Origin of the sequence: Helicobacter sp. MIT 03-1616, assembly GCF_000765685.2 — a bacterium.
Classification (GTDB): Bacteria; Campylobacterota; Campylobacteria; order Campylobacterales; family Helicobacteraceae; genus Helicobacter_C; species Helicobacter_C typhlonius.
On record NZ_JROY02000006.1, the window covers coordinates 36377 to 54986 of the forward strand.

An 18610-nucleotide genomic window follows, 5' to 3' on the forward strand; every position below is an offset into this window, starting at 1 on the left:
TATGATACAATCCACAACAACAACTCAAAAAAAGAGGCTCAATGTGAAATACCCACTCAATTATAAAGACCATTTTAATGCGACATTGCTGTTTTGGATTACACGATTTATCCGCTATAAGCTCACCACGCTTTCTAATCACCAAGTCTATGACAAAGAGAATGTGCTTGAAGCGATTAATCTCTTAAGTAATGATGAGATACTTTCCATTGAAGCGCTAGATTCTATCTGCAAGAGTGTGCGTAAAGCCGGAATGATAGGGATAAACACCTACTCTACCCCGCTACTTAAGCTCTACATATTTCTTACCCAAAGCAGAATCCCCGCTCTTAAGAAAATGGAGGAGATTGACGAGGAGGTTTTAAGCGATTTTTTAAGCGTGGAGACAAGCACCCTCTCAAATGCAAGTAAGAAAAATTATCGTATTGCGCTCATTGGGCTTTTTGGCTATATTGATAAGCAAAATGAGAGCGAGGGCAGCTCGTATGTGTATGACATCACGCTTAAAATTAGTGCGCTGCAGGGCAAAGCAGGAGCGAAGCTCCCTGCGTATTTGAGCCAAGATGAGCTAGAACACTTTTTGAAAGCCATTGATGAGGCGCAGCTTGGAGCAAAGGTTACAGCGCGTAATAAGCTCATTATCAAACTCATCGTCTATACCGGAATCCGCGTGAGCGAAGCACTCAATCTCCGCAGAAAAGATATTTTTCCACATCTTGACTACTATCTTGTGCAGATTCGGGGTAAGGGCAATAAGCCACGTGTGGTGATGATAAGTCAAAGCCATATCCAAAGCCTACTTGATTCGTGGCTTACGCAACGCCCAAGCTTCGCTCCTAAGCACGATTTGCTTTTTTGTAATGCAAAAGGCGAGGCACTCACGCAAAGCTATATTTATAGAAATGTGGAAAATATCCTCTTACAAGCGGGAATCCGCAAGGAAAAAAATGGAGCGCATATGCTGCGCCACTCCTTTGCCACCCTGCTCTATCAGCAAAAACACGATTTGGTGATGGTGCAAGAAGCATTGGGACATTCGGATTTAAACACAAGTAGAATCTATACGCATTTTGATAGCGAGCGACTCCGCGAAGTCGCTGAAGTAATGGATAATCTTAACAAAAAGGAGAATCATCAATGAATAGATTTATAAAATCAAATATACAACATAATCTTGTAATCTGTCTTATTGGTATATTTGCACTTGGATTGTGGCTCTATGATAAAGTCGTATATGGCGATGTATTTCGCCTTATGCTTGTCGCACTTGGGCTTTTTTGGTTTATTCAAAAGCAATTTCAGCACTTGAAATATCTCATCATCGTGGCAATAGTAATTTTAGGCATAGCCTTTGCGTGTAAGCTACTTTTTGCTTATCTCGCTCATCATTATGGTGATATAGAGTGGTTACAAGGCATACTAGAAATTGCTAAACGCCCTATTAATGGAAAGTTTAAAGGATTCCCAAGCGGACATACCACAGCTGCTTTTACAACGTCTGCGTTGATGTGGCACTTTATGGGTAAGAAATGGGGTATATTTGCTTTTATTTTAGCTTGTTTTGTGGGATATTCGCGTATTTTGAGCTTATGGCATACGCCTTTACAAGTTTTAGCAGGAGCTATTCTTGGCTTTATAGGGAGTTTGATACTCATTTATTGTATTGATAAATATTTTAAAAAATATATTGACAAATAGCGTGAAAAAAAAATATAATTCGCACCCTATCCACATCTTATGGGGCTGATTGGCTTTCGACAGGAATGAAGAGGCTTAGGTGCATGTGAGCCGGCACGCTCTCAAACTACCACATTTTTTAAACGCAAACAACGCAAATTACGCTCCAGCTTACGCAAGAGTCGCGTAAGTTTATCGCTTTTTGGAGCCGAGCATAGTATTTCTTTCTAGCGGAAAGCTATCCTCGTCATCTTTGCTAGATGCTCTTTTGCTTTTACCTATGGCAAGGGAAAAGATTTAGGTTGCTTGTGGATTCTATCTTGGGACATTGGATAGCCACAAAAAGACTTCAATGTCTGCTAAACATGTAGATTCTTAAGAAGCTCTCATTTTTGGACTGGGGTTCGACTCCCCACAGCTCCACCATAATTTCTCTATTTTGTATTAAGATTCAAAGTTATAAAGCTTTTAATTGCTATGATGCGTTTTACAAGATAAGGCGTGGAAAAGATAAAGCACAAACCAAAGAAATAATTTAGTAAGGTTTGTGATATAGGCAAACAAGAAAGGCGCAATATTGTGTAAGAATTTAATACCTAAAATAAATAAGCTATAAAATTTCTTGGTAATATGCGCATTTGGCAGGGCATTTCACCTTGCTTTAGTGAATCTGGGCTGCTTTTCGGATTCTATATGCCTTTGAGCGACAAGCACTTGAGCAAGTTTTTGCACTTTTGCTTCCAATAAATGGTTTATGGCACACCTGGCAATCTTTTTTTGCTTTATCAAGACTTTTAAGCAATGATACGACTTCACTATGAGAAAGTGAATGCTTACAATAAGGACATTCCATAAAAACTCCTTTGTCTTTAAGAGATTGATTATTATCACAGCTACTTAAATTACATTATGATAGTAACAAAAAAATGCTACAAAAATGTAAAAAAAAAATTTATAAAATATAACACTACATTTTATAAAATGTGATAGACTCCACGCTTCATTTTGCATATTTTATTCTAAAGGTTTTGACAATGACACATATTCGCTCTGCTTCTGTGCCTTCAGTTTTTAGTATGGCTGCGTTTTCAGGCATTATAAGTGCGGCTTTTGTAAGCATAAGTTTTGCTGATGAAAACACCCAAAATATGACTTCTGTTAAACTTTCACCAATTACTTCTCTAGCTCACCCTATTAGTAATGCTAATGTTAGTGTTGTAGATGATACTTTTATCACAAATACCCAAGCAAAAGACTTGCGTGAGGTTTTCAATAAAAGCGCAGAAATTCAAGTTGGCGGTAGCTCACAAATCGCACAAAAGCTCTATATTCGTGGCTTTGAGGATAGAATGTTTCGTATTAGGATTGATGGCATTACGCAAGGGGGGAATCTCTTTCACCACCAAGGCAATCTCCTCTTTGACCCATTCCTTGTAAAAAATATTGAAATAGAAAAGGGTTTAGCAAATGTAGAATATGGCGCGGGAGCATTAGCCGGAGGGATAAATATTACAACAAAAAATGCCTTTGATTTACTTGGTGCAAATCGTAGCTACGGGGCACATTTTACATTCGGCGGGCAAAGCAATAGAGGCATTGGCACTTCACTTGCAACCTATGGTAAGATAAAAGAAAAACTCGGGCTAGTCGCAAGTTATAGTTTTGATGATGTGCCATATTATCGTGCAGGTAATGGTGATAAAGTCCCCTCTTCTCCTGCAAAAAACCATAATGCGCTTTTTAAGCTTACATTCTTGCCAAAGGAAAATCACTCATTTAATGTGAATTATCACTTTAATAATGTCGGCGCGGTTGCTCCCTATGGCGCAAATGTGATTCTATCCCCAAATCCACAGCTTTATGATAATACCCTCTTGTCTCACTCCACGAGCGCACAATATGATTACGCGCTTGGCGAGAATTTCCACGCGCATATCAATGCCTACTATGCAAATAAGAATCTCAAGCTTTTACCGCAAGGCGCGTTACAAGCGCAAGATTCACACGAAGGTGCTATGGATTTAAATCTTGTGAATCTCGGCTCTGATGTGATTTTGAGGAATTATTTTGGCGGGTCAAAGCATTCTATAAAATATGGATTCAATTATCAGCTGATACTCACAAAGGCAAAGGATTTAGATGACCACGCACTACTTAGTAATAACACAGGGCACGAAAAAGGTGCGATTTATGGGGGCTTTATCGGTGCGAATTTTAATCTGCTAGAATCTTTAAACTTAGAGTTAGGTTCGCGCTATGATAGCTTTATATATGAAGATAAAGTTGGCAAAACGCACAATACACAAGGATTCAGTCCCTATGCCACGCTCTTTTTTGCACCTACAAATGAGTTGAGCTTCAAACTCACGCAAAACTACAATACGCGCGGGGCTACGCCTATGGACGCTTCGCTGCTTGGGAATCCACATATCATTATTAAGCCTCTTAAGGCGGAGGGAATGCACAATACGGAATTTGATATAGACTATGACAATAGCCTTTTTAGCGCGCACATCGGGCTTTATCATCAGTATCTTAAAAATTTCATCAATAGCTATGCAAACGAAGGTAATCACACAGGTAGCGGGCATTCGCACGATGATAGCTTCCGTCAAAATATGGACTCACATATACGCGTTTTGGGTTATGAAGCAAATGTTGGGCTAGACTTTGACTTTTTAGATGTGCATTTAGGTATCGCGCAAAACTTCCCCACATACAATGGCAAAACAATTACCGATACCTTTGAGCTTATGGCAGTGAGCGGGAGAAGCTATTATTTCAGTGCGGGATTGCGCCCCTTTAGCTCTCTACCACATTTTAAGATTCTATGGCTTAGTCGCTTTGGCGAAGGTATAAATTATCGGGGCTATAATATGTATCGTGGGGAGTTAGCCTCTATCAACAAAAAGAGCTACGATGTGCATAATATCTACCTTACTTATGATGTCAAGTCGCATTTAAGTCTGCGCTTAGCATTCTTAAATATTACAAACAAAACCTATGCTAATCCCTACACTCCGCTTAATGAGCTTTATTCAATGGATTCAGGTAATACACCTCTTTATGAGCCGGGCTTTAGCACAAAAGCACAAATTGCACTTTCATTTTAAGTAAATCACAAATCTTTTGGTATAATCGCTACTTTGACTACATAATTAAAGGAGTGATTATGAATCTAAGTAAAGTATCAGTGGGTGAAAATCCAAATAAAGTCAATGTCATCATTGAAATCCCTTATGGTTCAAATATCAAATACGAAGTTGATAAAGATAGCGGTTTAGTTGTCGTAGATAGAGTGATGTATGGTGCGATGTTTTATCCTGCTAATTATGGTTTTGTCCCCAATACACTCGCAGATGATGGCGACCCTGTTGATGTTCTTGTGCTTAATCCCTACCCGCTTCAAGCCGGAAGTATGATTGCTGTGCGCCTCATCGGTGTGCTTATTATGGAAGATGAAAGCGGAATGGACGAAAAACTCCTATCCGTGCCTGTTTCAAAGATTGATCCTAGTTTTGATAAGATTCAGTCTTATGTTGATTTACCGCGTATCACTCTTGATAGAATCAAAAATTTCTTTGAAACCTACAAAACCCTAGAGCCAAACAAATGGGTGAAAGTCAAGGATTTTAAAGATAAAAATGTCGCTCAAGAGATTTTAGACAAATCAATCAAGGCATACAAGGGCTAGAATCTTGCTTGATTCTAGCAATATTTTTCTTTAAGGAGGCGTTATGTTTCAAAAGATTCTCATTGCTAATCGTGGCGAAATAGCTGTGCGTATTATCCGCGCTTGTAGGGATTTAAACATTAAAAGTGTTGCTATATATGCGAGGGCGGATAGAGATTGTTTGCACGTGAAAATGGCTGATGAAAACTATGAGATTAGCGATGACCCGCTCAAAGGCTATCTTGACGCGGATTTGATAGTCGAAGCCGCTTTGCGCTGTGAAGCTGATGCAATTCACCCCGGCTATGGATTTTTAAGCGAGAATGCCGCCTTTGCCAAAAAGGTGCAGGAAGCAGGGATTACTTGGATTGGTCCAGATTCACTCACCATTGCTAAAATGGGCGATAAAAATGCTGCAAGAGAGATTATGCAAAAAAATGGTATCCCTATTGTGCCGGGCACCGAGCCGCTGAATAAATGCTCTATGCGCGAAATAGCCAAACTCGCACAAAAAATCGGCTACCCTGTGATACTCAAGGCAAGTAGCGGTGGCGGTGGTCGTGGCATACGCGTGGTAGAAAAAGAAGAGCATTTAATGGAATCTTTTGAAGCTTGCAAACGCGAGGCTATGGCATTTTTCAAAAATGATGATGTTTTTATGGAAAAATATATTGTGAATCCGCGCCACATTGAGTTTCAAATCCTCGCTGATAATTATGGTAATGTGATACACTTGCTGGAGCGCGATTGTAGTATTCAACGCCGACATCAAAAGTTGATTGAAATCGCCCCTAGCCCATTTATTAGCGATGATTTACGCCGTAGAATGGGTGCGGCGGCAGTGGCAGCAGCGAAAGCGGCGCATTACACAAATGCTGGAACGGTGGAATTTTTGCTCGATGAAAACAATGTTTTTTATTTTATGGAGATGAATACGCGCATACAAGTTGAGCACGGCGTTACAGAGGAGATTACAGGTTATGATTTGATAGGAAGACAGATTCGTATCGCCCAAGGAGAGATTTTAGACCTCACACAGCACGATATACGCGCTCAAGGCTTTGCGATAGAGGCGAGAATCAATGCCGAAGATGTGGCAAATGACTTTGTGCCAAATCCGGGTAAAATCACCACTTACTATCCTGCCCTAGGACCTTTTGTGCGTGTGGATAGCTGTATTTATAAAGATTATGTTATTCCACCCTTTTATGATTCTATGGTAGCAAAGCTCATTGTGAAAGCTTCAAGCTATAATCTTGCAGTAAATAAACTCTCGCGAGCTTTGAATGAATTTACCATTAAAGGCGTGAAAACAACAATTCCCTTTCTCATTAATATTTGTAATGATAAAGACTTTAGGCGAGGATATTTTGATACTTCTTATATTGAAAGTAAAATTAAAGAGCTTATGCCCGAACCAGATGCGAAGCCTGAAGATGATGTAGTAAGTGTCATTGTCGCTGCTCTAAGTGCGCGATATGGGGCATAAAAGCAATGAAAAACATTTATCAAAACACGAGTTTTTTAGATAAGCGCGCGTGTGAAAAATACCACCTTACCAGCGAGATTCTTATGGAAAATGCTGCCTGCGCTTTAGAATCTCTCATTGTTTCTTTAACGCATAAGGGAAGCGTGATTACGATTTTATGCGGTGGTGGTGATAATGGCGGCGATGGTTATGCATTAGCTAGGCGTTTAAGCGGGGATTATCAAGTAAGAATCTATCAAGTAAAAGAGCCAAAGTCCCCTCTTTGCGTGCAAAACTATGAGCGAGCTACCCAATGTGAGATTAAGTTTATCAAAAAGATTTTGCCCTGTGATGTGGTGGTGGATTGTGTCGTGGGGAGTGGATTAAAAGGCACGCTAGATTCTGAAATTTGCGATGTTTTAACCACAGCACAAAAATGTGCGCGTATCAACATTGCATGTGATGTCCCAAGTGGGCTAAGTGAGCAAAATGATGGCTTTGTATTTAAGACTCATCACACGCTTTGTATGGGCGCGATTAGCCTTGCGTGTTTAAGCGATAGAGCAAAGGACATTGTAGGGGAGCTACATATCGGTAAGCTCGGGCTAAGTGCTAACCATTATCAAATTAGCTCAAATATCAAATTATTAGAAACAAGCGACCTCGCTTTGCCTCTGCGTAGGGAGAATAATACGCATAAGGGCAATTATGGATTTTTGGCAGTTTTTAGTGGGGAAAAAGTAGGCGCAAGTATCCTTAGCGCACAGAGTGCTTTAAGCTTTGGCGTGGGACTTGTGAGTCTCATTACAGATGAGGAGAGATTCATACCTCCAGAAATTATGCAAGAGCAGAATCTGCCTACAAAGGCAAGTGCTATCGCGTTGGGTATGGGGTTAGGTATAGATAAAAGTGCAAAGATTTTAGAAAATTTATGTGAAAGCCCCCTACCCTGCGTGATTGACGCGGATTGCTTTCATACACCAATGATTAAAACTTTTTTAGATAAAAGCCTCAAGCAGCGGACATTGGATTTTACGCGAGAGATTGTGCTTACCCCTCACCCCAAAGAGTTTGCTTCGTTGCTTCAAATATGCGATTTGGGTGAGTATAACCCGCAAAAAAAAGTGGATTTTATGTTAAATTTCACGCAAAAATATCCGCATACCACACTTTTACTTAAAGGGGCAAATGTCTTTATCGCGCAGGGACAGGAGCTTTATATCAATCCTCTTGGGACAAGTGCGCTTGCAAAAGGTGGAAGTGGCGATGTGTTAAGTGGTATTATAGGCTCACTCCTTGCACAGGGGCAAAATGGATTAAACAGCGCAATACAAGGCTCACTCGCGCATAGCCTAAGTGCAAAAGTGGCTTTAAAGCATAATGCCTCATACGCGCTCACCCCGCAGATTCTCATAGAATCTTTAAGACTTCTACACACTTTATAAAGGATTTTTATGGATACATTGCATATAGGTTCACATCAATTTACCTCTCGTCTCATCGTGGGCAGTGGGAAATATAAGGACTTCGCCACGACTAAAGAGGCGACTTTGGCAAGTGGTGCAGAGATGATTACCGTGGCGGTGCGGCGGGTAAATATAATGGATAACAAAAGTGAGAATCTACTCGAGACTTTTAAGGATACACAGATTCAATTCTTGCCAAACTCCGCTGGGTGCGTCAATGCTAAGGAAGCCATTACACTTTTTCGCTTGGTGCGTGAGGCGACAGGCATTAGCTTTATCAAGCTTGAAATCATCGGCGACACGCAAAAGACGCTCTACCCTGATGTGATAGAAACGCTCCAAGCCACCGAGATTCTTGCTAATGAGGGCTTTTGCGTGTTGGCTTATACAAATGATGATCCTATTATGGCAAAGAGGCTAGAAAATGCCGGAGCAAGTGCGGTTATGCCCCTTGCTGCGCCTATTGGCAGTGGGCTTGGGATTCAAAATCGCTACAATATAGGATTCATCAAAGAGGCGATTAAAGTGCCTGTGATTGTTGATGCAGGGGTAGGCTGTGCGAGTGATGCAAGTATCGCTATGGAGCTAGGAGCTGATGCGGTGCTTACAAATACCGCAATCGCTCAAGCACAGAATCCTATTCTTATGGCGGAGGCGATGAAATACGCAGTGAAAGCTGGAAGAGCAAGTTATCTCGCAGGACGCATACCTCGCAAAGCCTATGCAAGTGCAAGTTCTCCGCTTGAGGGAATGGCGCAACTTAGCTAGATTCTAAAATTGAGTTAAAAAGCACCAAAGCGGTGCAAAAAGCTATAAGTGATATGACAAACAGCACGATAAAAACAAGAACATACAAAAAAGAAGCGTATATGAAAGATGAGATTTTTACACAAGAGCCAAATAAGCAATTTGAGTTTGATGAGCAAGTGGCGAGTGTTTTTGATGATATGCTTGAGCGTTCAATCCCGCATTACAAGGAAGTGTTAGGGCTTATCGTGGATTTTTGCGCTATGAATATGGCAGAATGTGAAACAAGACGCATTTATGATTTGGGTAGCTCCACAGGTAGCACGCTTCTAGCCCTGCACCAGACGCTTAATGCGCAGGATTCTAGCATTCATAGCCAACAAGTGCTAGAATCAAATTGGCAGCTCATCGGCATTGATAATTCTCGTGCAATGGTGGAAAAAGCAAGGCTTAAAGCCCAAGCTTATGGGGCGGAGATTAGCTTTGAGTGTGCGGATTTACTTGAGTATCAATTTGAATCTTGCGCGGCGGTGCTTGCCAATTATATTTTGCAATTTATCCGCCCAATACAACGTCAAAGCCTCCTTCAAAGGATTTATGATTCTTTGGATAAGGGCGGAGTTTTGATTGTGAGTGAGAAAATGAGCTCTCCGCATAGAATCCTTGATAAGCAGATGATTGAACGTTATTTACGCTATAAGCGTGAGCAGGGCTATACGCAAGGCGAGATTAGTAAAAAACGCGAAGCATTAGAGAATGTGCTCATTCCCTTTAGCCTTGAGGAAAATCTCACGCTTTTACGTAATGTGGGCTTTGAATACGTGGAGGTGCTGTTTAAATGGGTGAATTTTGGCACTTTGATTGCTAAAAAGTAATAAATATTTATATTTTATATGTATTTATTTTATGCAAACTAAAATTATAAAAGAAAAATAATGTAATTTATTGTAACTTATTTTAAAATTTTACTAAAAACTCTAAAAATTATTATTCAAAAAAAAAAAAAAAATGCGTGATATAATAATAGTAAAAACAAAAAGGAGAAACAATGAAACAAGAGGATAATACTTCAAAACTTACCTCTAAACAATTTGAAGAATTAAGTAATTGGTTATGGAGTAATTGCGATGATTGTGGGCTAATGCTTGAAGATATGACAGATTCTTTACGATATTGCGATGAAAATCCTGCAGATTTAGACCCTAGCGAACTTGAAGATTGGCTTTTGGAAACAAGACTATTTGCACTTGATGACAATTGCCCTAAGGGAATAAAAGATTTACCAAAAACATTAGGTGCATTAAAGGGCTTAAAAGCCATTGTAGCACAGAGACAATCCATTCAAAGCATTCCTAAAGAAATATGTGAAATCAAGGGTTTAGAAGTTTTGGATTTATTTGATAATGAACTCACACAAATCCCACAAGAAATTGGCAAACTAGAATCTTTAAGAGAACTTTACTTAGGTGAAAATAACATTACATCTTTGCCAGAGAGTATAAAATCTACAATCTTTAGAAATTTTATGTTTGAATGACAATCCCATAAAAGCTTTACCAGAGTGGCTAAGCGAGTGTAAGAATCTAAAATGTATCGAAGTAGATGATGATGTGGAGATTCCCTCCTGTATTGATAGCACCCTTATCAATGCCGATTATGAAGGCTATAGCAGCTATGATTATAGATAATCCTCTGCTATAATGGTGTAATTCATCATAACCAAGCACGATAAGAGGCTTTAGGAGGAGAAGTGGCAAAAATTGATAAGAGTATAAGCAAGGAATTAGAATCTTATTTTAAAGTATTAGCCAAAGCAAAGGGATTTAAAACTTACTCAAATTGGATTTTGTATAAACGCAATGGAGATGATTTTATTAGTGTGCATTATGAGTTATTACATAGGCGTCCAGATACATATCATACAGGCATTTGGAGTGTAGAGATTAAAGGCTATGAGATGGATAGACTCTATTGGGAAATTACAGAAGCAGAAGAATGCTTAACTTACAAAAGTGATGCTTTGAGAGCAAATGGTTCTTTTGTTGTGTCAAGCGAAAATATAGGAGCAAAAAAAAGCTTTTATGTAATCCCTTGTAAAAAGCCCTTTGATGAAGCCCAAATAACAACTATCAAAGAAAAACTCCCCTTAATGCTAGAGTATATCCAATCTTGTATTGATACCTTTTATGCAACATATCACAATTTTGATGAATATGTGCAGCATCTCCAAGACCAAAGTGAGAAAAACTTAAGATATAAAGTATTTTCTCTACTTGCTAAAGGAGATATTTTGAGTGTGCTTAATATTGCGCAAGAACAAGCAGCCATTGAGAAGCAAGAGTTAGGTAAAAATGAAATAGGCTTTTGGGGAATGTTGCTGAATTTTTTACATAAAAATGGAGAGAAAACGAACCTAAGCTTAGCAGAGAGATTCAAAATGCGTTTTAAAAATTTGACATATGTTGAGAGAATCTAAAGAATGAAATTTGCCTTGCTTTTAATTATAATTATATGTAGCTTTGCGCAAGGCAAAGATTCTCTAATTGAAGATAAAATGCGTAATATTGGGCTTTTTGCACTTGAAGAAATAGATAAAGATACTTTTATCACGCACCTTGTTTATGATAGTAAAGAAAACTTTATGAAAACAAATATCTATACACCTTTTTCTTTACACAAATGCTATCTCCATAAAGATATGAAAGAGCATATGCAAAAACTTGCCAAGATTCTAAGGCGTAAAAATTTAAAGCTTATTGTGTATGATTGTTTCCGTCCGCAAGCCGCACAAGAGCTTGCTTGGAGCATTGTGCCTGATACGCGCTATGTCGCTCACCCAAAGAAAGGCTCAAATCACTCAAGGGGGATTGCCATTGATGTGGGCTTAGCTCAAGGAAATGGAGAAGCTTTAAGTATGCCAAGCGCATTTGATGAATTTAGCCCTAAAGCGTGGCGTGATTATATGTGTCCGCAATCCCAAACACAAAATTGCACTCATCGTAACAAACTCCAAGAGATAATGAGCCAAGCTGGATTAAAGAGTATAAAAACAGAATGGTGGCACTTTGAGCTTCCTATAAGTAATAAACACGACTATCCTATTCTTTCTCTCCCATAGAATCTACTCAACTATTCGTGGCGCAGCGCATCAATAGGATTAAGCTTTGAAGCTCTCCTTGCGGGAAGATAACCAAAGAGAACACCAATAAAAGCCGAAAATAAAAAGGCAATGATAGCCGTTGGAATATCAAAAATAAAAGGAATTTCCATATAATAACTTAGGCTCAATGAAGCAAAAAATGCCCAAATAATTCCAATTATTCCTCCAAGTGAGCTTAAGGTAATAGATTCTATTAAAAACTGCATAAGCACTTCACTCTGCAATGCACCAATAGCCATACGCGTTCCAATTTCTTTGGTGCGCTCTGTTACGGAAACGAGCATTATATTCATAATACCAATTCCCCCTACAACTAAGCTTACTCCCGCAATTAAACCTAAAAATGCGGTAAGTCTCTTTGTGGCAGAAGTGAGTGTCTCATTAGAATCAATATTATCTTTCACACGCAGCAAATGGCTTTAGCAGCGTAGAAATGCTGTTTAAATGGGTGAATTTTGTTTGCGAAGAAGTAGTATTACAAAGAGTTTAAAGATTATATAATCCCTGTTTGGTAAATTTTAGAATCTTTAACTTATTTTTATAAGGGAGGAAATACTTACAAGTGTGGGTTTTGACAATACTTTTAATGCAGCTTACGCGACTTAGCGCATTATTTTATATAGCTTCTAGCACCCTTATATGCCTTATTCCAATAATTTGAATCTAATCGTGCTTTACTGACAACCTTACCCCTGCTGGGCGCGTGGATAAATTCGTTATCACCTATATATATACCTACGTGATTAACTCTTTTGCCCCTATTTGTGATAAAAAACACCAAATCACCCCTTTGTAGCTTGGCTTTTTGTATCAAATCTCCGCTGTGATATTGCTCATAAGAGGAACGAGGTAACACTATACCATTGAGTTTATAAACTGCGCTTGTTAACCCACTGCAGTCAAATCCAGCCTCCGAAGTCCCACCCCATTTATAAGGCACACCTAAATATTGATGTGCGCTCTCCACGATATCTTCACGCACACCTTTGCTTTTTTGTGTCTTTGATTTGGATTTTTTGTTGATAGCGTATTTTTGCGGAGAAACAATAAAAAAATCCCCTATTAAGCCACTTTTGTGGTATTTTTGCGCATTCTCCCTAGCAATCTCTATGCTTTGGTAATTGCCAAAGCGCACTTTATATAAGCCATTCTCTTTAAATAAAAACGCATCAAGTCCCTTGTCATTGAGTGAATCCACATAATTTCCTGCATTTTCCACATTATTAAAGCTCCCTACCTGCACACTATAAGAAAGTGCTTTTGGCTCACCTAAAGACGCACAAGAGGCAAAAAATAAAGCGAATAATACATAAATGAAAGCTTTTTTCATCATTTTAATCCTTTCTTTTTCTAAACATAGTACATTGTTGTGTTTTCTTGTCTCGCAAAATTTTAACACTTTTTCTTTTTGCTTTCTAAAACAATTCTGGGCTTAAGAATCTTAGCCCCAAAGATACCCAGCTCTGCCCTCCTTTAAAGGCATTACCATAAGTGCCATCGAGCTGAATCCTATCCTGTAAGAGCCAGATTCTAAGCCCAATTTGAAATTTCAAATCATCTGTGCGCTCATAGAGACCTTCGCCTAAAACCCATAACCTTTGGGATACCTGCTGCTCTAATCCTAAGCCGATATGATAAATATGCGGCTCATTTTCGTTGCGCTTCAATCGGTAGCCAAAGTTTGAATGTAAAAGCAGAGTGTTATCCAAAAATGCTGCGCTCACAGGTAAATAGATATAATGGTCGTTGCGATATTTAGAATACAAAAAATTATAGGTATTGCCTATTACCACGCCGTAGGCATATCCTTTTTCTTCTAAATCGTTAAAAATCTTTTTTGCGCCCATTACAAGCTGCTGTGTTCTAAATCTCTCCTCTATACCATTTATGGGGGCATTACTTATCATTACGCCCATACTAATTTCAAGATTCCAAAACATATTGCAGCCCGGTACTGCCCAATACTCGCCTATTGTGCCATCATATAACCCCCAAGTTTCCAGCTGACAGGAGCGTTTATCCACCACGCGTGCATCATCGGTAATCATAGGGCGCGCTGCATAAACCACACCTAAACTCCATAGCAACACAACACAGATTCTAAAAAACATCTTGCCCCCTCAAAAGGTTGTGAGATTTTATAGAATCTTATAGCTAAAAGTTTTAAACACTCCCATTAAAAATTCTCTCCAAACCAACTTGCCACATCACTGCGTATAGTTTGTCGCAACTGAATTCCAGCAATAAAATCATCTTTGAGCGCCTTACTTAAAAGACTTAAAGCACCATTGCGAAATTTGCTTAAATAAGGGTGATCAATCTGCGCCCAATCTCCTAAAAACACTATCTTGCTTCCCTCGCCTATGCGTGTGCCAATAAGCTTAATTGTCGCATTTGAGGCATTTTGCACTTCATCAAAAATTACAAATTTATTGCCAATACTAATACCGCGCGCGTGAGCTATATCTACTACTTCAATCTTATGCTTTTGCAAAAAGTATTCTGTCGCATCTTGCTTTTGCACACCATTGACCTCGCCGCGATACTCAATACGTTTTGCCAAAGACTGCTCTTGTAGTTTATCGATGGTGAAATTAATCGCACCATAAAGTGGATACATAAAATAACCGAGTTTTTGCCCCTCATCACCCTTGCGATAGCCAAGCTCTGCTTCTTTATCATTTGCAGTAATAGTGTTACGCATATATACTATACCATCGACCACGCCATTTTTTACTAATGTAATTCCAGCTTGAAGCGCAATAAGCGTTTTTCCACTTCCTGTTGAACCTGTGGCAATTGTAAGGTTATTTTGTGGGTATGTAAGCAGGGCATAGAGCATTTTTTGCTCGAGATTTATAGGCATAATATAGGGCTGATGAAGTTTTAGAATCTCATCAAGTTTTAGCTCTATAAACTCCTGTCCCACTTTCAAGCCAAAAGTTTTTTTGCCTGTTTTATACAGCGCACTATCGGTATTATCAAGTTCATCGACTTGTATCAAGCTCCATTGTGTAAGATTCATAAAGTCTTCAAGTTCTTTGAGTTTTGTTGATGGCTCGTCCTTGTGTATTTCAAAATATGCCCAAAAGTCAATATCGTTTGGATTTTCAACCTTGTCGCGAAAGAGTGATTGTGCGCTTATACCCTGCGTCTGCGCGCGCACCTTAAGCGAAATATCATTGGTAAGAAGTGTGAGACGATAATCCTTAGCAATTTCAATCAGTTTAGAATCATTATAACTATGTTCTTGTGGCTTTATCTTGTATGTGGAGCGATAAATCAAAGTGAGCGGGATACTCATATCGCCAAGGCGAAAATATATAGTCTGCATATAATCCTGTGCAGTATTGCCTTGCACGCCATTATGATTTGGATTTGCAGATCCTATGTTATTTGCTCTTATGTGTGGAGTTGCAGTAGATTTTGCAACATAAGAGTGTGTAAGGTGTGATTGTGGATTCTGTGAAATTGTAATGTCTGCGCTGTGATTTAAAATCTCCTGCGACGTCTCATCGCTATCGCTATTAATACAACGAAAAAATTCACGCGCGAAGAAGCCTGTTTCATTTTGCAAATCTTTCTTTTTATCAAGCTCCTCTATCACTACCTCCGCAATAAAAAGCGCATTTTGTGAATCCTGCCACAAATAAACGATGTTTTGCGTATCATCAAGGATAATGGAAGTATCGAGTAAATAACTTTTTCCGCTCAATCAACTCTCCCTTAAAACGCCTCCATTAACGCTATCCACAAAATCCATAGTCTTAACAACCGAATCTATAAGTCCTTTCATCTCTTTGCTGTGATTGTCATTACTTGCAATTTTTGCAAATTCATCGAAATCGAGTTTTGGTGCGTGATTTTTTAAATAATCCATAGCCACCTGTTCATTAGAGTTGATTAACCCCTGCTCTCTAAGTATGGAAGATAACCTATCAAAAGAACCTTTACTGCTAAAACCTCCCTCAAGCTCTCCACCGATTTCACGCGCCTTTTGCAGCTCCTGTGATGGAGAGAATCTATCTTCAATGCGCCTTGTGATGTCTGCGCTTTGGAGTGATTGCACACTTCTATCGGTATTGTTTATAGAATCCACACCATTTGGCTTTTGCTCACTTTCTTTGCTATTAACATTTTGAGGCTGATTTTGAACATTATAAATGTTTGCAAGCATTCCTTGTACACCGCTATGATTAACTTTTGTAATATCCATTGCCTACCTCCCTTTCTAAATATTTTTAATAGCTTATTTCAAGCAAACATCATTCCTAAAAGTCCCAGCTAGAGCGTGGCTTGTCTGTTGTGCTTTTTTCATCTTTTTGCGAATCTTGTAAAACTTGTGAATTTTGCAGATTCTCTAAATCCTGTGAATCCCCTTGCGTCTCTTGCGAACTTCGCCTATCTTGTGCCAAAGGCTTAAGAAGTGTGTAGGCTTCATCAATCTCCTTAATGCGCGAAAGCGAGGTATCACGGAAAGTCTTATTAATGTTTTTACTATCAAAGATATTTTGCTTAGCATTTTTGATTAAATCGTGATATTTTTGCTCTAAATCCCGCTTGTTTAAATCTTTTGAATCCTGAAGAACAAATATTGCCGTAGCCTCTTTCTCACTCATAGTTTTTGCTTGTGCATAAATTTGCTTAAAAGACTCATATAGCGCGTTAAAATCATCATTTGCTAGCTCAAAAAACGCCGCAATATCGATAATACAATCTTCTTCATCTTCGCTCAAAACGCCATCGGCATAAGCGAGGGCAAACAAAAATTCCACTACTTTAAGACGTTTTTTATACTCGCCCTTTGTGAGTGCTACATATTCCTCACATAACTCATCAATCTGGATTGTAGTGTCGTGATTTTTTTGCTCCATCACTATTTTGCTTAATTCTTCTTTACTTAACTTTGGATTTTTAGATTCTGATGCCATATCTGTAAGTATTCCATCAAGCAATTCTTTTTCGAGCGGACACGTTTTCATCTTACTCCACACAATAAAATTACCTAAAATAGCTGCCAACACAGAAAATTCGTTTGATTTTGCCTTCTCCACAACACTCACTTGCTCGTAAGCATTTTGAAAATTTATGTTTGTATCCTCAAGCTGCTTTGGGTAAGACTGCTGATTAATGGGGTTTTTAAGATAATCTTGCAATGTATTGTAAAGAAAATACACTACCACTCCAGCAATAAGTAAAAGTAAAATTTCCATTACATAATATCCTTTAATGTGTAGTTTTATGTGATTGTAGCAAAAATCACTTTGTGAATCAACGCTTATTTATGCGCTTTTCAAAATCTTTCTTGAGACGCTCTTCTTGCTCTCTAGTGCTTTGTTTTAGTCGTTTTAATTCCTCCATACGTTCATTTTCAAGCGCAATTTTGCGTTCCCTACTATCGCGAATTTTCTGCATAAATTCCTCACGTTTTTTTGGATCTTGGTAGCGAATAGGCTTCATAAAAAGCATTCCCAAAATGATGAGGAAAAACACCAATGCCATTGCCGCATCTTCACCACCAAAATGATACCAAGTCGCACCAATGACTGCCGCAAAAAGAAATTTCCAAAAAAGTTGCATTAAAACATCTCCACCTTTTGCTTATGGTATGTGAATCCAAGAGTATTTCTATCCTCCTGTCCTAAAGCGAGTAACAATATTTGAGGTAATAACAGCACAGGAATAGCAATATTATCGCGATTACAAGCCTTGCAAATCTTAGCACGATTAGAATCTAGCATAGCAAACTGACTAAGTGAGTATGAAAGTATGAAATCCACGCCTAAATCTGCTAAATCAAAAAATAATCGCGCACTATTTGCATATGCAACCTGTGGATTCACTTGCAGTAAGTGTGCGTAATATTGATTAGCAAGCGGTGTCTCGAGCACCTTTAAGCCAACTTGGTTGTAAATTCTATGATTTGTGCTTTTTGGCACATAGGCTTGATACCCACCACGCACGATTGCAGTGAGAAATTGTGTGAATCTTTTTTGGATTAATGGGCTAATATCAATGCTATTAAGCAAATCGGGTAAGTAACACATTTGCACCTTGCTATCGTAAAGGAGATTAAATTGATGTAAATATTGCGTTTCTATCTCACGCATAATATGACTATGGGATTCTATAAAACTCTTTGCATAAAAGGCATTTGCATATGCGTCTTCCTCGACAAAAACAAGTGTAGCATCTGCAGCATTTGCAAGAGCGAGATTGTAAGCGACATTGCGCAATAAATCGTTTTTTTGTGCTAATCTAGCCCAATACCCACCGCAATCAAACAAACCTTGCGCTTGTAACGAAGCAGGAGAAATCACCTCTAAATTCAGTGCAGCAAACAAAGCTTTTGTAGTAGAGAGCAATCCTTGCGGATTTAGCGCACTATCGTATTTATCGTAGATGATATATTTCATAGT

Annotated in this window: 20 protein-coding genes, 1 other RNA gene and 1 pseudogene; 13 read left to right on the forward strand and 9 right to left on the reverse strand. The window is 38.8% G+C overall.

The genetic code is table 11. The annotated features are described in order from the left end of the window. Positions 1 to 43: 43 nt before the first annotated feature. The 3 genes from LS67_RS05675 to ssrA all read left to right on the forward strand — a co-directional run bounded on the left by LS67_RS05675 (position 44) and on the right by ssrA (position 2103). A complete protein-coding gene (locus LS67_RS05675) occupies positions 44 to 1141 on the forward strand; it encodes a tyrosine-type recombinase/integrase (RefSeq protein WP_034328177.1) in 1098 nt (365 codons plus the stop codon). Next, complete coding sequence (locus tag LS67_RS05680; protein WP_236096359.1) at positions 1138 to 1698, forward strand: phosphatase PAP2 family protein; 561 nt, start codon at positions 1138 to 1140, stop codon at positions 1696 to 1698. The genes LS67_RS05675 and LS67_RS05680 overlap by 4 nt, the downstream gene beginning before the upstream one ends. Before the next feature lie 41 nt (positions 1699 to 1739). Then, positions 1740 to 2103, forward strand: a transfer-messenger RNA (tmRNA) gene (gene ssrA, locus LS67_RS05685). A gap of 235 nt (positions 2104 to 2338) precedes the next feature. Here ssrA and LS67_RS05690 read toward each other — a convergent pair. Beyond that, entirely contained in the window at positions 2339 to 2530 is a 192-nt protein-coding gene (locus LS67_RS05690) for a hypothetical protein (RefSeq protein ID WP_034328179.1), read from the reverse strand. A gap of 181 nt (positions 2531 to 2711) precedes the next feature. Here LS67_RS05690 and LS67_RS05695 point away from each other — a divergent pair, with 181 nt between their 5' ends. The 10 genes from LS67_RS05695 to LS67_RS05735 all read left to right on the forward strand — a co-directional run bounded on the left by LS67_RS05695 (position 2712) and on the right by LS67_RS05735 (position 12149). Next, positions 2712 to 4790: a TonB-dependent receptor plug domain-containing protein gene (locus LS67_RS05695; RefSeq protein ID WP_081953944.1), complete on the forward strand. Its 2079-nt coding sequence runs from the start codon at positions 2712 to 2714 to the stop codon at positions 4788 to 4790. Positions 4791 to 4849: 59 nt separating this feature from the next. Beyond that, positions 4850 to 5371, forward strand: coding sequence for an inorganic diphosphatase (gene ppa, locus LS67_RS05700; RefSeq protein ID WP_034328182.1), 522 nt, complete (start codon positions 4850 to 4852; stop codon positions 5369 to 5371). Positions 5372 to 5414: 43 nt separating this feature from the next. Continuing rightward, complete coding sequence (locus LS67_RS05705) at positions 5415 to 6839, forward strand: acetyl-CoA carboxylase subunit A (protein ID WP_034328184.1); 1425 nt, start codon at positions 5415 to 5417, stop codon at positions 6837 to 6839. 5 nt (positions 6840 to 6844) lie between these two features. Then, positions 6845 to 8263, forward strand: coding sequence for a bifunctional ADP-dependent NAD(P)H-hydrate dehydratase/NAD(P)H-hydrate epimerase (locus LS67_RS05710; protein WP_034328187.1), 1419 nt, complete (start codon positions 6845 to 6847; stop codon positions 8261 to 8263). A gap of 9 nt (positions 8264 to 8272) precedes the next feature. After that, positions 8273 to 9052 carry a thiazole synthase gene (locus LS67_RS05715; RefSeq protein ID WP_034328189.1) on the forward strand — a complete coding sequence of 260 codons (780 nt, stop codon included), beginning with the start codon at positions 8273 to 8275 and terminating at the stop codon, positions 9050 to 9052. A 101-nt stretch (positions 9053 to 9153) separates the two neighbouring features. After that, positions 9154 to 9906 carry a carboxy-S-adenosyl-L-methionine synthase CmoA gene (cmoA, locus tag LS67_RS05720; protein WP_034328196.1) on the forward strand — a complete coding sequence of 251 codons (753 nt, stop codon included), beginning with the start codon at positions 9154 to 9156 and terminating at the stop codon, positions 9904 to 9906. Between the two features lie 173 nt (positions 9907 to 10079). After that, positions 10080 to 10568, forward strand: coding sequence for a leucine-rich repeat domain-containing protein (locus LS67_RS05725; RefSeq protein ID WP_052099905.1), 489 nt, complete (start codon positions 10080 to 10082; stop codon positions 10566 to 10568). Further along, positions 10561 to 10719 (forward strand): hypothetical protein, encoded by a 159-nt coding sequence (locus LS67_RS09615; RefSeq protein ID WP_161594477.1) that lies wholly within the window; start codon positions 10561 to 10563, stop codon positions 10717 to 10719. Before LS67_RS05725 ends, LS67_RS09615 begins: the two co-directional genes overlap by 8 nt. Before the next feature lie 62 nt (positions 10720 to 10781). Further along, positions 10782 to 11507, forward strand: coding sequence for a hypothetical protein (locus LS67_RS05730; RefSeq protein WP_034327958.1), 726 nt, complete (start codon positions 10782 to 10784; stop codon positions 11505 to 11507). 78 nt (positions 11508 to 11585) lie between these two features. Continuing rightward, positions 11586 to 12149 carry a M15 family metallopeptidase gene (locus LS67_RS05735; protein WP_161594478.1) on the forward strand — a complete coding sequence of 188 codons (564 nt, stop codon included), beginning with the start codon at positions 11586 to 11588 and terminating at the stop codon, positions 12147 to 12149. An 11-nt stretch (positions 12150 to 12160) separates the two neighbouring features. Here the strand turns inward: LS67_RS05735 and LS67_RS05740 are convergent. From LS67_RS05740 to LS67_RS05775, 8 genes and pseudogenes are all read right to left on the reverse strand, one after another. Further along, a pseudogene (locus LS67_RS05740) lies at positions 12161 to 12571 on the reverse strand (ABC transporter permease); the annotation flags it as partial. Between the two features lie 230 nt (positions 12572 to 12801). Then, entirely contained in the window at positions 12802 to 13524 is a 723-nt protein-coding gene (locus LS67_RS05745; RefSeq protein ID WP_231944870.1) for an NlpC/P60 family protein, read from the reverse strand. Between the two features lie 82 nt (positions 13525 to 13606). After that, a complete protein-coding gene (locus LS67_RS05750) occupies positions 13607 to 14302 on the reverse strand; it encodes a hypothetical protein (RefSeq protein WP_034327955.1) in 696 nt (231 codons plus the stop codon). Positions 14303 to 14367: 65 nt separating this feature from the next. Further along, positions 14368 to 15906 (reverse strand): PhoH family protein, encoded by a 1539-nt coding sequence (locus tag LS67_RS05755; RefSeq protein ID WP_034327954.1) that lies wholly within the window; start codon positions 15904 to 15906, stop codon positions 14368 to 14370. Further along, complete coding sequence (locus LS67_RS05760; protein ID WP_034327952.1) at positions 15907 to 16407, reverse strand: hypothetical protein; 501 nt, start codon at positions 16405 to 16407, stop codon at positions 15907 to 15909. Positions 16408 to 16462: 55 nt separating this feature from the next. Next, positions 16463 to 17404, reverse strand: coding sequence for a TerB family tellurite resistance protein (locus LS67_RS05765; RefSeq protein ID WP_034327949.1), 942 nt, complete (start codon positions 17402 to 17404; stop codon positions 16463 to 16465). A 58-nt stretch (positions 17405 to 17462) separates the two neighbouring features. Next, positions 17463 to 17771: a hypothetical protein gene (locus LS67_RS05770; RefSeq protein ID WP_034327946.1), complete on the reverse strand. Its 309-nt coding sequence runs from the start codon at positions 17769 to 17771 to the stop codon at positions 17463 to 17465. Continuing rightward, a complete protein-coding gene (locus LS67_RS05775) occupies positions 17771 to 18607 on the reverse strand; it encodes an HdrB C-terminal domain-containing protein (RefSeq protein WP_034327944.1) in 837 nt (278 codons plus the stop codon). The genes LS67_RS05770 and LS67_RS05775 overlap by 1 nt, the downstream gene beginning before the upstream one ends. Positions 18608 to 18610: the final 3 nt, after the last annotated feature.

Coding starts and splice junctions, on each gene's coding strand:
- ppa (WP_034328182.1), top strand. CDS start 4,850: ATGAATCTAAGTAAAGTATCAGTGGGTGAAAATCCAAATAAAGTCAAT.
- LS67_RS05745 (WP_231944870.1), bottom strand. CDS start 13,524: ATGATGAAAAAAGCTTTCATTTATGTATTATTCGCTTTATTTTTTGCC.
- cmoA (WP_034328196.1), top strand. CDS start 9,154: ATGAAAGATGAGATTTTTACACAAGAGCCAAATAAGCAATTTGAGTTT.
- LS67_RS05765 (WP_034327949.1), bottom strand. CDS start 17,404: ATGGAAATTTTACTTTTACTTATTGCTGGAGTGGTAGTGTATTTTCTT.
- LS67_RS05705 (WP_034328184.1), top strand. CDS start 5,415: ATGTTTCAAAAGATTCTCATTGCTAATCGTGGCGAAATAGCTGTGCGT.
- LS67_RS05760 (WP_034327952.1), bottom strand. CDS start 16,407: ATGGATATTACAAAAGTTAATCATAGCGGTGTACAAGGAATGCTTGCA.
- LS67_RS05770 (WP_034327946.1), bottom strand. CDS start 17,771: ATGCAACTTTTTTGGAAATTTCTTTTTGCGGCAGTCATTGGTGCGACT.
- LS67_RS05775 (WP_034327944.1), bottom strand. CDS start 18,607: ATGAAATATATCATCTACGATAAATACGATAGTGCGCTAAATCCGCAA.
- LS67_RS05710 (WP_034328187.1), top strand. CDS start 6,845: ATGAAAAACATTTATCAAAACACGAGTTTTTTAGATAAGCGCGCGTGT.
- LS67_RS05715 (WP_034328189.1), top strand. CDS start 8,273: ATGGATACATTGCATATAGGTTCACATCAATTTACCTCTCGTCTCATC.
- LS67_RS05725 (WP_052099905.1), top strand. CDS start 10,080: ATGAAACAAGAGGATAATACTTCAAAACTTACCTCTAAACAATTTGAA.
- LS67_RS05750 (WP_034327955.1), bottom strand. CDS start 14,302: ATGTTTTTTAGAATCTGTGTTGTGTTGCTATGGAGTTTAGGTGTGGTT.
- LS67_RS05695 (WP_081953944.1), top strand. CDS start 2,712: ATGACACATATTCGCTCTGCTTCTGTGCCTTCAGTTTTTAGTATGGCT.
- LS67_RS05735 (WP_161594478.1), top strand. CDS start 11,586: ATGCGTAATATTGGGCTTTTTGCACTTGAAGAAATAGATAAAGATACT.
- LS67_RS05680 (WP_236096359.1), top strand. CDS start 1,138: ATGAATAGATTTATAAAATCAAATATACAACATAATCTTGTAATCTGT.
- LS67_RS05690 (WP_034328179.1), bottom strand. CDS start 2,530: ATGGAATGTCCTTATTGTAAGCATTCACTTTCTCATAGTGAAGTCGTA.